We start from the raw sequence: 14563 nt of genomic DNA on the forward strand, positions 1-14563 counted from the left end.
CATCGGATCGGGTACGTCGTGAAACGGTACCCCCGGCTGTCGGAGACCTTCGTCGTGCAGGAGATCCTGGCCCGTGAGGCGGCCGGGGAGTCGGTCGCGATCGCCGCCCTGCACCCGGCCGGTGACCCCTGTTTCCACGCCAGCGTCGCCGCCGTCCGGGCACCGGTGTCCTGGATACCGCGGCCGTCGGGCCGGGAGGCCCACTGGGAGGTGCTGCGCGGCGCCGTCGCCGACCTGCCCGCGCTGCCGGCGGTACTGGCCGATCTCGTCGCGCTGCCCGCCGACCACGCGGCGCAGGTCCTCGGTGTCGCCCGCTGGGTCCGCGAGACGGGCATCACCCACCTGCACGCGCACTTCGCCACCTCGGCGGCGGTGACCGCCCGGCTCGCGAGCCGGCTGACCGGGGTCCCGTACTCGTTCACCGCGCACGCGAAGGACATCTTCCACGACGACGTCGACCGCGAGGTGCTCCGCCGGTTGCTCGCCGACGCTCATCACGTGGTCACGGTCAGCGACTTCAACGCCCGCTGGCTGCGGCGCACCTTCGGCGCCGCTGCCGCCCGCGTGCACCGGGTCCACAACGGCATCGACCCGGCGGCCGTCCGGTTCAGCGAGCCGCGGGCACGCAACGGGCGGATCGCCTTCGTCGGCAGGCTGGTGGAGAAGAAGGGGTTGCCCGACCTGGTCGACGCGGTCGCCCTGCTGCGGGAGCGCGGCCGTCCGGCGCCGCTGGACGTCGTGGGCGCCGGGCCGCTGGAGGACGCCGTCCGCAGACAGGTCGCCCAGCTCGGCCTCGACGATCTCGTCACCTTCCACGGTCCGTGCCCGGCCGAGATCGTCGCCGCGACGGTCGCGGCGGCGAGCGTGTTCGCCGCGCCCTGCGTGCACGCCGCGGACGGTGACCGGGACGGCCTGCCCACCGTGCTGGTGGAGGCGATGGCACTCGGCACACCGTGCGTGTCGACTCCGGTCACCGGGATCCCGGAGGCCGTCGAGCACGACCGGACCGGGTTGCTGGTCGCCGAACGCGACCCGGTGGCACTGGCCGACGCGCTGGGCTCGCTGCTCGACGACCCGCAGCGGCGGGTGCGGCTCGCCCGGGCCGCGCGCCGTCGGGTCGAGCAGCGGTTCGACCGTCGGGACCAGGCCGCGGCGCTGGCCCGGCTGGTCGGCACCCGGGCCCCGGCGACCCGGCCGCACCCGGTCGGCGTGACCGGTGCGATAAACGAGGTGCCGGCGTGACCGGTGACGCCGTGTACGTCGTGACCGACCCCGGGGTGCCCGCGTTCGGCTCCAAGGGCTGCTCGGTGCACGTCCAGGAGGTGCTGCGCGAGCTCGCCGGACGCTACCGGACCGTGCACCTGGTGACCGGCAGGCCGGGTGGCCCCGCCCCGGCCGGTCTCGGACGCGTCGTCGTGCACCCGCTGTCGTGCCCCACTGGTGATGATCTCGCCGCGCGGGAGGCCGCGCAGCGTGCGACCGACTGCGTCGCTGCGCACCGCGTCGCCGCGCTGTGCGCCACCGGGGACGTCGAGCTCGTCTACCAGCGCTATGCGCTGTGGAGCGCCGCCCCGATGGAGGCCGCCACCGCCGCCGGGGCCCGCACCGTCCTGGAGATCAACGCGCCGCTGGTGGAGGAACAGGCCCGGCATCGCGGGTTGACCGCCCCGCAGGACGCGCTGGCCCACACCCGGCGGGCCCTCGCGGCCGCCGAGGCACCGTTCGGTGTCACCGGGCCGGTCGCGCGCTGGGCCGCCGCCCTCGACCCGCACGGCAGGGACGTCCCGGTGATACCCAACGGCGTCGACGTCGAGCGGTTCCGGCCGCCCGGGCGCACCCGCCCGGACGACACCGGCACCGACCGGGTGGCCGAACCCGCCGACTGCACCGTCGCGTTCGCCGGCACGTTCCGGCCGTGGCACGGCACCGGCCTGCTGGTCGACGCGCTCGCCCTCGCCCGTGCGCTCGGTGCACCGTTGCGGCTGCTGCTGATCGGTGACGGCCCCGAGCTGGCCGCGACCCTCGACCGGGCGCGGGCCGCAGGGGTGCCGGTGCGGGCGACCGGCCGGGTCCGGCCGGACGAGGTCCCGGCGCTGCTGCACCGCGCCGACGCCGCGGCCGCGCCCTACCCGGCCGGTGAGCACTACTTCTCCCCGTTGAAGGTGGCCGAGTACCTGGCGGCGGGACTGCCGACCGTCGCGAGCGCGATCGCCGACCTGCCCACCCTGGTCCGCGACGGCGAGGAGGCGCTGCTGGTCGAGCCCGGCGATCTGATCGGTACCGCCACCGCACTGCACCGGCTCGGCACCGATCCCGCGCTGCGTGCCCGGCTCGCCGCCGCCGGTCTGCGGGCCGCCCGGGACCGCATGTCGTGGCGGGCCACCGTCGACGCGACGCTCGCCCTGCTGCCCGGCGGACGTGCCGCGTGAGCCCGCTGCGACGCACCCTGCGTCACCTGCTGCCGCTGCTGCGCAACCACACCGTTCTGGTCGCGCTGGGCATGCTCGCGGTCCTCGTCGAGGTCCTCGCCACCCTCGCCGAACCGTGGCCGCTGAAGATCGTGATCGACGACGTGCTGCCCACGGCGCTGGACGGACGGCCGCTGGAGCGGACGTTCGGCATCCCCACGCTGGCGCTGATCGCCGCCGCCGGGGTGCTGGCCGCGTCGGCGCTGCGGGCGTGCGCCTCGTACGCGGCGACGCTCTGCTTCGCGACCGTCGGCTCCCGGGTCACCGTGGCCCTGCGGTCGGCCGCCTACCGGCACGTGCTCGCCCAGTCGCTGCGCTACCACCAGACGATCCCCACCGGGGACCTGCTGTCCCGGCTCACCGCCGACGTGACCAGGCTGCAGGAGGTCGCGGTCACCGCGGGCCTGCCGCTGCTGGCCAGCGTCGTCACCTTCGTCGGCATGACCGTGGTGATGCTCGTGCTCGATCCGCTGCTCGCACTCGTCGTCCTCGTCGTGGTCCCGCTGTTCCTGCTCGCCGCGCGCCGCTCGGGCAGCGCGGTAACGGCGGCGGCACGGTCCTCGCGCCGGGCGGAGGGTCACGTCGCCGGGCTGGTGGGGGAGTCGCTCGGCGCGGTCCGTGTCGTGCAGGCCTACCGGATGGAGGAGCCGCTGTGGCGGCGGTTCGCGGCCAGCAGCAGCGCCAGCCTCACGACGGGGGTGCGGGCGCAGCGGCTCGCCGCGGGCCTGGAACGACGCACCGACCTGCTGATCGGCGCCGCGACCGCGGTGGTGCTGCTCGTCGGGACCGTCCGGGTCAGCGGCGGCGCCCTCTCCCTCGGCGAACTCGTGGTGTTCGTCAGCTACCTCAAGAGCGTCTTCAAACCGATGCGCAACCTCGCCAAGTACACCGGGCGGATCAGCCGGGCCGCGGCCTCCGGCGAACGGATCGCCGAGTTGCTCGAGGCCGAGCCCGACGTGCGGGACCGCTCGTGGACGCGCCCGCTGCGCCGGCCGGTCGGCGACCTGCGGCTCGACGAGGTCACCGCCGGGTACGGCGACGGGCCCCCGGTGCTGCGCGGAGCGTCGCTGCACGTCCGGCCGGGGGAGCGGGTGGCGGTGACCGGCCCGAGCGGGTCCGGGAAGTCGACGCTGGTCGCCCTGCTGTTGCGGCTGCTCGATCCACAGTCGGGCACCGTCCGGCTCGACGGCCACGATCTCACCGACCTGACGGTGGCGTCGGTGCGTTCGGCGTTCGCGGTCGTCCTGCAGGAGTCGGTGCTGTTCGGCGGGACCGTGCTGGAGAACATCCGGATGGCGCGGCCCGGTGCGAGCGACGCCCAGGTGGTGGCAGCCGCCGTCGCAGCCGACGCCGACGACTTCGTCCGCGCGCTGCCACTGGGCTATCACACGGTTCTGGCCGAGCGCGGCGACTCGCTCTCGGGCGGGCAGCGACAGCGGATCGCGATCGCCCGCGCGATCCTGCGGGACGCACCCGTCGTGCTGCTCGACGAACCCACCTCCGGTCTCGACGCCGCGTCCCGGCGGGCCGTGCTCACCGCGCTGGACCGTCTGACGGCCGGCCGGACCGTGCTCGTCATCGCCCACCACGAGGAGCTGATCGCCGGATGTGACCGGGTGGTCCGGATCGTCGACGGCCGGATCGAGGAGCTGGTGCGACGGTGACGACGCCGCTCCCCGACGATGCCGGGCTCCCCGGGTTCGCCGAGCTGCTCGGCCCGCTCGCGGCCCGCCACCTCGAGGGGCCGGTCCAGGCGCGGCTGCGCTGGAAACCGGGGGTCAACGCCCGGTTGGGGCTGGTCGCCGGTGGGCGCGGGCTGCTCGCCGCGACCTTCGCCGACCCGGCCGACACCGAACGGCTCGCCACCCGTCCCGGCGCCGTGCTCGACCCGGCCGGGCCGGTGGTGCTGCCCGCGTCGTCGGACCCGCGGTTGCGTCGGGTACCGGCGGGCGACGTGCTGGCCTACAACCCGGCCCGCCGGATCGTCGTCCGGACCGCGGAGGGAGTCGTGAGCAAGCGCTATGCCGTCGCACCGGCCGAGGGGGTCCGCGGTCTGCTCACCGACCCACCACCCGGCCTGCGCGCACATCTGCCACCCGCACGGGTCCGCGGACGCGAGGTCCGCACTGCATGGGTCGACGGCCGCACCCCGGGGCCCGGCGACGCCGCGGCCGTGCTCGCCGCCGTCGCCGCGCTGCACGACACCTCGCCTCCGGCCGGGCTCCCCGCCCTCGACGCCGGGTCGGTGCGGCGGGCGGCCCGGGCAGCGGTGACGTCGGTGCTGCGGGTGCTCCCGGCGGAGCGGGCCCGGTGCGCACGGCTGCTCGGACTGCTGCACGGCGCCCCCTGGCCCACCGGGACCGCCCTGCTGCACGGTGATCTCTCGGCCGACCAGACCGTCGTCACCACCGAGGGGGTGATGCTGCTCGACCTCGACCGGGCGGCTGTCGGTCCCGTGGGCTGGGACGCGGCCCAGTGGAGCGCAGCGGCGCTGGCCTGCGGCGGCGGGCTCGACTGGCCCGGGCGGAGGCCCGAACCGGTGCTGTCGCTCGCGGCGCTGCTGTTGCGACTGCCCGAGCCGTTCCGGCGCCTGCGCCCAGACTGGGCCGAGCGCACCCGGACGTTGCTCCGCGCCGCGGACGAGGTGGGTGCCCGGCCGGCTCCTGCATCCGCCGGCCGGGCACGGTCGGCCCCCCGGGCGGGGGTCGGGCGCGGCGGTCCGGCCGGGGAACCCGCCGTGCCCGCGTTCGTGCAGCTCCCCGGGGGTGCGCGTCCGGTCAGAGGGTGGCCGCACCGGGACCCGGACGACGGTGGACCGGCCGTGGCGGTCGAGGCGCTCGGAGTCGACGGTCGGCTGCTCGCCGCGATCGTGCCGTGGGGGGACGGCGCCGGCCCGCGACCGGACGGCGTCCGCATCCTCGACGGCGCCGATCCTCGGCTGCCGACGCTGGCCGGGGCCCTGGCCGCGCCCGGCACGACCCTGGTGGGGCACCGGCCCGGCCGCCGGGCGGTGCTGCGCACCGCCGACGGGCACTACCTGAAGATCGTCCGGCCGGGACGGGCCCACCGGGTCCGGGACGGCCTGGCCACCGCAGCCCGCCTCCTCGCGGGCCGCCCCGGCGCGCCGGTGCTGCCCCGGATCTGCGGGACGGCCGATGCCGACGTCGTCCGGCTCCACCCGCTGCCCGGGCCCACCCTGCACGAGCTGCTGGCCCGGGACCGGGAGGGTGCCGTCACCGCCTGCGAGGCTCTCGCCGGGGCGTGCTCGGCGCTGCACGGCGCGGACCCGGCGGGCCTGCCCGTGCACGGCGCCGACGACGAGGCCGCCGTGCTGCTCCGCTGGTGCGCCGACGCGGACCGGTTCACCGGGAGCGACCTGACCGCCCCGGCGCGGAGGGTGGCGGCGGCGCTGGTCTCCCTCGGCCCGCGTCCGCGGGTGCCGACCCACCGGGACCTGCACGACAAGCAGGTGATCTCGCTCGGCGACGGGCGCGTCGGGCTGCTCGATCTGGACACGCTGTGCGCCGCGGACCCGGCGCTCGACGACGCGAACCTGCTCGCGCACCTGCGCCTGCGCGTGGAGCAGGGACACACCGACACGACCACCGCGCGACGGTGTGCCGCGGCGCTGGGGTTCCCGGACCCGTTCCGGCCGGTGCCGGTGGACCGCCCGGACGGACGCGCGCTCGCGGTCCATCTGGCGGCGTCGCTGCTCCGGGTGGCGGCGGTGCACCGCTTCCGGCCCGAGCCACCCCGGCTGACCGGTCGCCTGGTCGCGGCCGTCTCGACGGTGCTGCCCGCAGCCGTGTCGACGGTGCTGCCCGCAGCTGTGTCGACGGTGCTGCCCGCGGTTGCCCGCCCCCGGGGTGGCCCGGGCCCGTCCCCGGACGCCTCCGGGCCGGTGACGGCCGCGACCGCCGGCCCGCCCGGTCACCGTGTCGATCGCGCCGCCCCGGTGCTCCTAGACTCCCCGCCATGGCGCGTGTGAAGGCCGGAGCAGCGGCGAACCCGGCACCTCCGACGGTGCAGCGGGTCCGCCTTCGCTTCGCCAAGCGGGGCCGGTTGCGCTTCCTGTCGCACCGCGACATCGCCCGCAGCTTCGAGCGGGCGGTGCGGCGTGCCGGTGTCCCGGTGTCGCACTCGCACGGGTTCAGCCCGCACCCGCGACTGTCCTGGGTCGGCGCCGCACCGACCGGTGCGGCCAGCGAGGCCGAGTACGTCGAGATGGGCCTGACCCGCGAGGTCGATCCGGAGCTGCTGCGCGAAGCGCTGGACCGGGCGCTTCCCGAGGGACTGGACGTGCTGGCGGCTGCGGTCGCGGAGCCGCCGGCCCTCGCCGACCGGATCGACGCGGCCCGGTGGCGGCTCGAGGTGCGCGGCGTGTCGCACGCCGAGGTCGTCCGCGCGGTGACGGCGTTCCTGGAGCAGGACTCGGTGATCGTGACCCGGGTCACTCCGTCCGGACGTAAGGAGGTCGACGTACGGGCGGCGCTCGTGTCGCTGGCCGTCGAACCGCAGGTGAGCGGTGACGTGGCGGATCATGCTCCGGCCGATCCGGCGGCTTCCCCGGATCCGACGGCCGGCTGTGCGATACTGACGGCGGTCGTACGGCAGACGACACCGACCGTTCGACCCGATGACGTGCTGGGTGCGCTCAACGTTGTCGCAGATCTGACACCTCCGGTTCCGGTGACGGCCACCCGGATGGCGCAGGGCCTGCTCGACGACGGGGGTGACCTGGTGGATCCGCTCGGATCGGCACCGGTGACCCGGGGTCGGCCCGGAACGTCCTGACACGGGCGGCGAGGACCTGCCGGCACGTCGTCGAGCAACGACCCCGGAGACCCGGGGCAGCGACACCAGATGTGCCGCACCGCGCACCCGCGCGAGCTGCGGAACGAGTACGCGCAAGGTCCCTGCGCGGCCGCCTCCGACGTGAGGCGCCCGGGGGCGAAGGAGCTGAATGTCCGTGAACGACGCGCCCGCCGGTGGCACCGGCGGGCCCTCCGGTGTGTCGGAGCCCAACCCCGTCCAGGACCTGCCGGACAAGATGCGGGTTCATGCACTGGCCAAGCTGCTCGGCAGGGCCAGCCGGGACGTGGTGGCCGTCCTGACCGGGCTGGGCCACGAGATCCGCAGCGCCCAGTCCAGCATCACCCGTGCGACGGCCGAGCAGGTCCTCGCCGCACTGGCCCCCGCACCGGCTGGGATCACGGGTGCCCCGGGGACCACCGGCGCCACCGAGGCACCGGCGGACGCCGCGACGTCCGAGGCGGAGCCGGAGACCGCGGCCGAGCCGGGTCCGACGGTCCCCGACATCCCCACGGATCACGCGGACCCCGCGGATCCCGATGCCCCCGGCACCTCCGAGCTGTCGGAGGGGGCAGCGGCCGCCGGGCGGCTCGGCGAGCGCACCGATCGGCCCGCGGCCCCGCTCGCACCGGTGTTCGCGATGCCGATGTTCCAGGCCCCCACCACGCCGGCCCCGGCCCCCGCCGCTCCCGCCGAGCCGGAATCCGGCTCGGGTCCCGACGAGGCCGGCGGCAGGAAGCGCCGGGGCCGCAAGGCCAGGCGCGAGGACGAGCGCGCCCCCGACGAGCAGGAGTCCCCGGCGGCCGGTGACGCGGCCGGCGAGCCCGACCCCGGGTCCGAGCCGGGCGCCGACGACGACGATGACGACGAGGGCGCCCGCCGCAGGCGCCGCCGCGGCCGCCGTGGCCGTGGCCGCGGCAGGGGCGGCGACGACCTGGGCGAGAACGACACCGACGGCGAGTCCGACGACGACGGGGCCGGTGACACCGACGCCGCCGCCATCGACGCCACCGCCACCGACGACACCGACGACGCCGGGCAGTCCAGCGACGGCCCCGACGGAGGGGACGCGGGCGACGACCAGCCGTCGGGCTCCCGGCGTCGGCGCAGGCGCCGCCGCCGTGGCGGATCGGACGTCGTCGAGGACCGGTCCGAGGACGACCCGCCCAACACCGTGACGAAGGTCCGTGAGGCCCGGCCGGAGCAGTCCGGTGGATCGTCGGCCGCCGACGACGGCGTGCAGAGCGTCCGCGGTTCCACCCGCCTCGAGGCCAAGCGCCAGCGCCGCCGGGACGGTCGTGACGCCGGGCGTCGCCGCCCGCCGATCCTGTCCGAGGCCGAGTTCCTGGCCCGCCGCGAGTCGGTCGACCGGCAGATGGTCATCCGGCAGCTCGGGGACCGGACCGAGATCGGGGTGCTGGAGGACGGCGTCCTCGTCGAGCACTTCATCGCCGGTGGCGGTTCGACCGGCGCCGGAATGGTCGGCAACATCTACCTCGGCCGCGTGCAGAACGTGTTGCCCTCGATGGAGGCCGCGTTCGTCGACATCGGTCGTGGCCGCAACGCGGTGCTCTACGCCGGCGAGGTCAACTGGGACGCAGCGGGCCTCAACGGCAAGGCCCGCAAGATCGAGCAGGCACTGTCCTCCGGTGACCAGGTGCTCGTCCAGGTGACGAAGGACCCGGTCGGCCACAAGGGCGCCCGGTTGACCACACAGATCTCGCTGGCCGGTCGCTTCCTGGTCTACGTGCCCGCCGGCGGTGCCGCCGGGATCTCCCGCAAGCTCCCCGACACCGAGCGCAAGCGGCTCAAGGACATGCTGAAGGAGATCGTTCCCGCCGAGGCCGGCGTGATCATCCGGACGGCGTCGGAGGGTGTGTCGCACGAGGCGCTCGAGCGCGACGTGCGCAGGCTGCAGGCGCAGTGGGAGGTCGTCAAGGAGAAGTCCGAGCGGACCGGCAAGGGCGCACCCAAGGCGCCCACGCTCCTCTACGAGGAGCCGGACATGCTGGTCAAGGTCGTCCGCGACCAGTTCAACGAGGACTTCTCGAAGCTGATCATCTCCGGCGACGACGCCTGGGAGACCGTGTCCGGGTACGTCCGGCACGTCGCGCCCGAGCTGGCGGAACGCATGCACCGGCACACCGGCCCGACCGACGTGTTCACCGAGCACCGGATCGACGAGCAGCTGCTCAAGGCCCTGGACCGCAAGGTCTGGCTGCCCTCCGGCGGCACGCTGGTGATCGACCGGACCGAGGCGATGACCGTCATCGACGTCAACACCGGCAAGTTCACCGGTTCCGGGGGCAACCTCGAGGAGACCGTCACCCGGAACAACCTGGAGGCGGCCGAGGAGATCGTCCGTCAGCTCCGGCTCCGCGACATCGGCGGGATCATCGTCGTCGACTTCATCGACATGGTGCTCGAGGCCAACCGGGACCTGGTCCTGCGCCGGCTGACCGAGTGCCTGGCCCGCGACCGCACCCGCCACCAGGTGGCGGAGGTGACCTCGCTCGGGCTCGTCCAGATGACCCGCAAGCGGGTCGGCGGTGGGTTGCTCGAGCACTTCTCCACCCCGTGTGAGCACTGCCGTGGCCGGGGCGTGATCGTGTCGACCGACCTGGTCGAGCACCAGCACGGCAACGGCCGCGGGCCCGGCGGCAACGGCTCGCACGGCAGCAACGGTTCGCACGCCCCGCACGCGGGTGGTGAGGACGGCGGCGGGCGCCGTCGCCGCCGCCGGGGCGGCAACGGTGAGCCCGGGCAGGCGGACGAGACTCAGGAGGCCGCAGCCGGTCGCACCGGGTCCGAGCGGAACGGCTCGGACCAGCACGACAACGGTGACCGCGCCGTCGACACCGGCTCCGCGGCCGCGGGGGTGGCGGCGGTCGCCGCCGGACTCGTCGCGCGCAGCGACGAGAACCCCGACGACACCGCTGCCCGGAGGCCGGCCGGCGCCGCGACAGAGACCGATCCGGCGCCCGTGGTGGTGACCGACCCGAAGCCTGCGGCGGAGGTGCCGGACTCGGCGCCTGCGGTGGTGTCGGATTCACCGTCCGCGGCTGGGTCGGATTCGCCGCCTGCGGCGGTGTCGGATTCGTCGCCTGCGGCTGCGTGGGATTCGCCGCCTGCGGTGGTGTCGGATTCGTCGCCTGCGGCTGGGTCGGATTCGCCGCCCGCGGCGGTGTCGGATTCGCCGCCCGCGGCGGTGACCGACCCGGCGCCCGCGCCTGCGCCGTCGTCGGACCCGGACGACGCGGCCGTCGCCGCACCGGTCGACGAGCTGACCGGCACGGCGCCGAGGTCCGGTCGGACCCCCTCCGGGCGGCGCCGCGCCGCGACCCGCTCGGCGGGAGCGCCCTCCGTCGGGGGGAGTCCAGCAGCGAGGGCCGGCACGCCCGACACCCCCTCCCCGGCCGCTGCGGCGACGACCGCTCCCGCGGGGGAGCCGACGGCCGCGCCCCAGCAGGCCCCGGCAGGTCCGGAGACGGCGGCCGAGGCACCGGCCCCCGCCACCGGGCCCGCGGTCGACGGCACGTCCCCGACCACGCCCGCCCCGCGGCGTCGCCGGGTCGTCCGGACGGCCGGTGCGCCCACCGCATCCGTGGAGCCGGTCGTCATCTCGGCTCCCGTCCCGGGCACCGACTCGGCGGGACCGCAGGGCGGTCCCGCCGCACCTGCCGTCCCCGGCCGGACGGAGTCTCCCGCGGTGGTGTCCCGCCCGCGCCGCGGGCGCCGGGCGGCCTCCCGTCCCGCTGGCCCGCCGCAGGACGGGGGGTGAGTGCGGCCCCGACGCCGGGGTCGCGTACCCTTGACCGACAGAAGCCACGCCTCTGTGTCCGGGCCTCCTGGCCGGGATCGACACAGTCCAGTGGCGTGCGCGCCGGGTTCGGCGCGAGCTGTGAAGACCGAGCGCAAGCAAGCGCCCCCGAATTTCAGGAGTCGTGCGTCAGCGATGTACGCGATCGTCAAGACCGGCGGAAAGCAGTACAAGGTGGCCGTCGACGACGTGGTCACCGTCGAGAAGCTCGACGGTGAGCCCGGCGCGGAGATCAGCCTGCCCGCCGTGCTGCTCGTCGACGGCGACCAGGTGACCACGGACGTGTCGGGCCTCACCTCTGCGGTGACCGCCACGGTCGTCGAGCACACCAAGGGTCCCAAGATCCGGATCCACAAGTTCAAGAACAAGACCGGGTACCACAAGCGTCAGGGCCACCGTCAGCCCCTGACGAAGGTCCAGGTCACCGCGATCGGCAAGTAAGGAGCCTGCGTCATGGCACACAAGAAGGGTGCGTCCAGCTCCCGCAACGGTCGCGACTCGAACCCGCAGTTCCTGGGTGTGAAGCGCTTCGGCGGCCAGACCGTCAAGGCCGGGGAGATCCTCATCCGCCAGCGTGGCACCAGCACCCACCCCGGTGTGAACGTGGGCCGCGGCAAGGACGACACGCTGTTCGCCCTCGCGGCCGGCACCGTGCAGTTCGGTTCCAAGCGCGGACGCAAGACCGTCAGCATCGTGCCGGCCGAGGTCTGAGCGACCCGCCCAGCACGTCCACGACACCGACGGCGGGTCACCCCGGTAAGCGGGGGGCCCGCCGTTCGTCATGTCGATACCGCAGTGCCAGTACCGCAGTGCCGGCACCGCACCGAGGAGGCACCATGTCCCGTTTCGTGGACCGCGTCGTGCTGCACGCGACCGCGGGAGCCGGGGGCAACGGCTGTGCCTCGGTGCACCGCGAGAAGTTCAAGCCCCTCGGCGGGCCGGACGGCGGCAACGGTGGCCGCGGCGGCTCGGTCGTCCTGGTCGTCGACCCGGGCGTCCACACGCTGCTCGACTACCACCACCGCCCGCACGCCACCGCGCGCAGCGGCACCCAGGGACAGGGCTCGTTCAAGAACGGGGCCAACGCGCCCGACCTGGAACTGCGCGTCCCGGACGGGACGGTCGTCCTCGACGCCGACGGCGAGATCGTCGCCGACCTGGTCGGGCCGGGCACCCGGTTCGTCGCGGCCGAGGGCGGCCGTGGCGGTCTCGGCAACGCGGCGCTGGCCTCCACCGCGCGCAAGGCGCCCGGTTTCGCGCTGCTCGGCGAGCCCGGCGAGGAGGTCAGCTACACCCTCGAACTGCGGTCGCTGGCCGACGTCGGACTGGTCGGGTTCCCGAGTGCCGGCAAGTCCTCGCTGGTCGCCGCCCTCTCCGCGGCCCGGCCGAAGATCGCGGACTACCCGTTCACCACGCTCGTCCCGCAGCTCGGGGTCGTCAGCGCCGGTGAGCAGACCTTCACCGTCGCGGATGTCCCCGGGCTGATCCCGGGCGCGGCCGACGGGCGCGGACTCGGCCTGGAGTTCCTCCGGCACATCGAGCGCTGCTCGGTGCTGGTGCACGTCGTCGACTGCGCGACCTTCGAACCCGAGCGCGACCCGGTGTCCGACATCGAGGCCCTGGAGACCGAGCTCGCGCACTACGCCGACCAGCTCGGCACCAGCGCACTGGGGGAGCGGCTCGACCAGCGACCCCGGCTCGTCGCACTCAACAAGATCGACGTCCCGGACGCCGCCGAGCTCGTCGAGATGGTCCGGACCGATCTCGCCGAGCGGTTCGGCTGGCCGATCTTCGCGATCTCCACCGCGTCCCGGTCGGGGCTGCGGGAGCTGAGCTTCGCCATGGCGGAGCGGGTCACCGCGGCCCGGGCTGCGCAGCCCGAGGTCGAGCCCACCCGCACCGTGATCCGCCCGAAGGCGATCGACGACTCCGGCTTCACGATCGAGCCCGACACCGAACTCGACGGCGGGTTCGTGGTGCGCGGCGAGCGGCCCGAGCGCTGGATCCGGCAGACCAACTTCGACAACGACGAGGCAGTCGGCTACCTCGCGGACCGGCTGGCCCGGCTCGGAGTGGAGGAGGCCCTGGCGAAGGCGGGAGCGGTTCCCGGCTGCCCGGTCACCATCGGCGACGTGACCTTCGACTGGGAACCGTCGACCCCGGCCGGGGTCGCGGCGCTGCTCACCGGACGTGGCACCGACGTCCGGCTGGAGAACAACGAGCGGGTCGGTGCCGCCGAGCGCAAGCACGCCCGCGCGGCGCGGCGGGCCCACCTGTCCGACGCCGAGCTCGCGGCCGGGGCGCGGTACGCCTCGGACCACGATCTCGAACGGTGAGCGGGTCATGAGCACGACCCGATCCGCGATCGGTGCGGCCCGCCGGATCGTCGTCAAGGTCGGGTCGTCCTCGCTGACCAGCCTCACCGGTGGGCTCGACCCGGCGCGGCTCGACGCGCTGGTGGATGCGCTGATGACCCGTCGCGAGGCCGGGAGCCAGGTGGTGCTGGTGTCCTCCGGTGCGATCGCCGCCGGGCTCGCACCGCTACAGCTGCGCAAGCGGCCCCGGGATCTCGCGACCCAGCAGGCGGCCGCCTCGGTCGGGCAGCTGCTGCTGGCACACGCCTACTCGGCGTCGTTCGCCCGACACGGCCAGGGCATCGGGCAGGTGCTGCTCACCGCCGACGACATGATCCGGCGGGCCAGCTACCGCAACGCGCAGCGCACCCTGGAACGGCTGCTCCAGCTCGGCTCGCTGCCGGTGGTCAACGAGAACGACACCGTCGCGACCGCCGAGATCCGGGTCGGTGACAACGACCGGCTGGCGGCCCTGGTCGCACACATCGTCGGCGCGGACGCGCTGGTGCTGCTCTCCGACGTCGACGGGCTCTACGACGGTGACCCTCGGGCCTCTGGATCGTCGCTGGTCACCGAGGTGGAGGACCCGGCCGAGCTGGCCGGGATCAGCGTGAGCCGGCCCGGGTCCGGGCTGGGCACCGGCGGGATGGCGACCAAGGTGACGGCGGCGGCGACGGCGTCCGCCGCCGGGATCCCGGTGCTGCTGACCTCCGCCGAGGAGGCCGCCGCCGCCGTCGACACCGGCCCAGACGGCCCGAAGGTCGGCACCGCCTTCCGCGCCTCCGGCCGTCGGATGAGTGCCCGCCGGTTCTGGCTGCGGCACGCCGCCGACGTGCGTGGCGCGCTCGACCTCGACGAGGGCGCCGTCGACGCGGTCCGTACCCGGCGCCGGTCGCTGCTCGCCGCGGGTGTGCACGGTGTCTCCGGGGACTTCGTCGCGGGTGACGTGGTCGAACTGCTCGCCCCGCACGGCCGCCCGATCGCCCGTGGCGTCGTCTCCTACGACGCGGCCGAGCTGCCCTCGATGATCGGCCGCCGCACCCGGGAGCTGCCGCCCGAGCAGCGTCGCGAACTGGTGCACGCCGACGACCTGGTGCTGATCCAGTAGC

General features: G+C 75.2%; 10 protein-coding genes. All 10 read left to right on the top strand.

What is annotated here, in order from left to right:
- Positions 1–18 precede the first annotated feature (18 nt).
- The 10 genes from AB0J24_RS07605 to proB all read left to right on the top strand — a co-directional run bounded on the left by AB0J24_RS07605 (position 19) and on the right by proB (position 14562).
- The gene (locus tag AB0J24_RS07605; protein ID WP_358676996.1) at positions 19–1242 is read left to right on the top strand and encodes a glycosyltransferase; all 1224 of its coding nucleotides are present in this window, start codon (positions 19–21) and stop codon (positions 1240–1242) included.
- On the top strand, positions 1239–2429 hold the full coding sequence (locus tag AB0J24_RS07610; protein ID WP_358676998.1) for a glycosyltransferase family 4 protein: 1191 nt from the start codon (positions 1239–1241) through the stop codon (positions 2427–2429). The genes AB0J24_RS07605 and AB0J24_RS07610 overlap by 4 nt, the downstream gene beginning before the upstream one ends.
- Complete coding sequence (locus tag AB0J24_RS07615; protein ID WP_358677001.1) at positions 2426–4132, top strand: ABC transporter ATP-binding protein; 1707 nt, start codon at positions 2426–2428, stop codon at positions 4130–4132. The genes AB0J24_RS07610 and AB0J24_RS07615 overlap by 4 nt, the downstream gene beginning before the upstream one ends.
- On the top strand, positions 4129–6456 hold the full coding sequence (locus tag AB0J24_RS07620; RefSeq protein ID WP_358677004.1) for a hypothetical protein: 2328 nt from the start codon (positions 4129–4131) through the stop codon (positions 6454–6456). Before AB0J24_RS07615 ends, AB0J24_RS07620 begins: the two co-directional genes overlap by 4 nt.
- A complete protein-coding gene (locus AB0J24_RS07625) occupies positions 6444–7262 on the top strand; it encodes a TIGR03936 family radical SAM-associated protein (protein WP_358677007.1) in 819 nt (272 codons plus the stop codon). Before AB0J24_RS07620 ends, AB0J24_RS07625 begins: the two co-directional genes overlap by 13 nt.
- 169 nt (positions 7263–7431) lie before the next feature.
- Complete coding sequence (locus AB0J24_RS07630) at positions 7432–11061, top strand: translation initiation factor IF-2 N-terminal domain-containing protein (RefSeq protein ID WP_358677010.1); 3630 nt, start codon at positions 7432–7434, stop codon at positions 11059–11061.
- A gap of 174 nt (positions 11062–11235) precedes the next feature.
- Positions 11236–11541, top strand: a complete 306-nt coding sequence (gene rplU, locus AB0J24_RS07635; protein ID WP_344020532.1) for a 50S ribosomal protein L21 — start codon at positions 11236–11238, stop codon at positions 11539–11541.
- Positions 11542–11553: 12 nt separating this feature from the next.
- On the top strand, positions 11554–11811 hold the full coding sequence (rpmA, locus tag AB0J24_RS07640) for a 50S ribosomal protein L27 (protein WP_358677013.1): 258 nt from the start codon (positions 11554–11556) through the stop codon (positions 11809–11811).
- A gap of 125 nt (positions 11812–11936) precedes the next feature.
- Complete coding sequence (obgE, locus tag AB0J24_RS07645) at positions 11937–13436, top strand: GTPase ObgE (RefSeq protein ID WP_358677016.1); 1500 nt, start codon at positions 11937–11939, stop codon at positions 13434–13436.
- Positions 13437–13443: 7 nt separating this feature from the next.
- Positions 13444–14562 carry a glutamate 5-kinase gene (proB, locus tag AB0J24_RS07650; RefSeq protein WP_358677018.1) on the top strand — a complete coding sequence of 373 codons (1119 nt, stop codon included), beginning with the start codon at positions 13444–13446 and terminating at the stop codon, positions 14560–14562.
- Position 14563: the final 1 nt, after the last annotated feature.

Source organism: Pseudonocardia sp. NPDC049635 (assembly GCF_040659795.1).
Classification (GTDB): domain Bacteria; phylum Actinomycetota; class Actinomycetes; order Mycobacteriales; family Pseudonocardiaceae; genus Pseudonocardia.

What these genes read in the sequence shown, in the direction of transcription:
- AB0J24_RS07625 (WP_358677007.1), top strand. Translation starts at nt 6,444, where the DNA reads ATGGCGCGTGTGAAGGCCGGAGCAGCGGCGAACCCGGCACCTCCGACG.
- AB0J24_RS07630 (WP_358677010.1), top strand. Translation starts at nt 7,432, where the DNA reads ATGTCCGTGAACGACGCGCCCGCCGGTGGCACCGGCGGGCCCTCCGGT.
- rplU (WP_344020532.1), top strand. Translation starts at nt 11,236, where the DNA reads ATGTACGCGATCGTCAAGACCGGCGGAAAGCAGTACAAGGTGGCCGTC.
- rpmA (WP_358677013.1), top strand. Translation starts at nt 11,554, where the DNA reads ATGGCACACAAGAAGGGTGCGTCCAGCTCCCGCAACGGTCGCGACTCG.
- obgE (WP_358677016.1), top strand. Translation starts at nt 11,937, where the DNA reads ATGTCCCGTTTCGTGGACCGCGTCGTGCTGCACGCGACCGCGGGAGCC.
- proB (WP_358677018.1), top strand. Translation starts at nt 13,444, where the DNA reads ATGAGCACGACCCGATCCGCGATCGGTGCGGCCCGCCGGATCGTCGTC.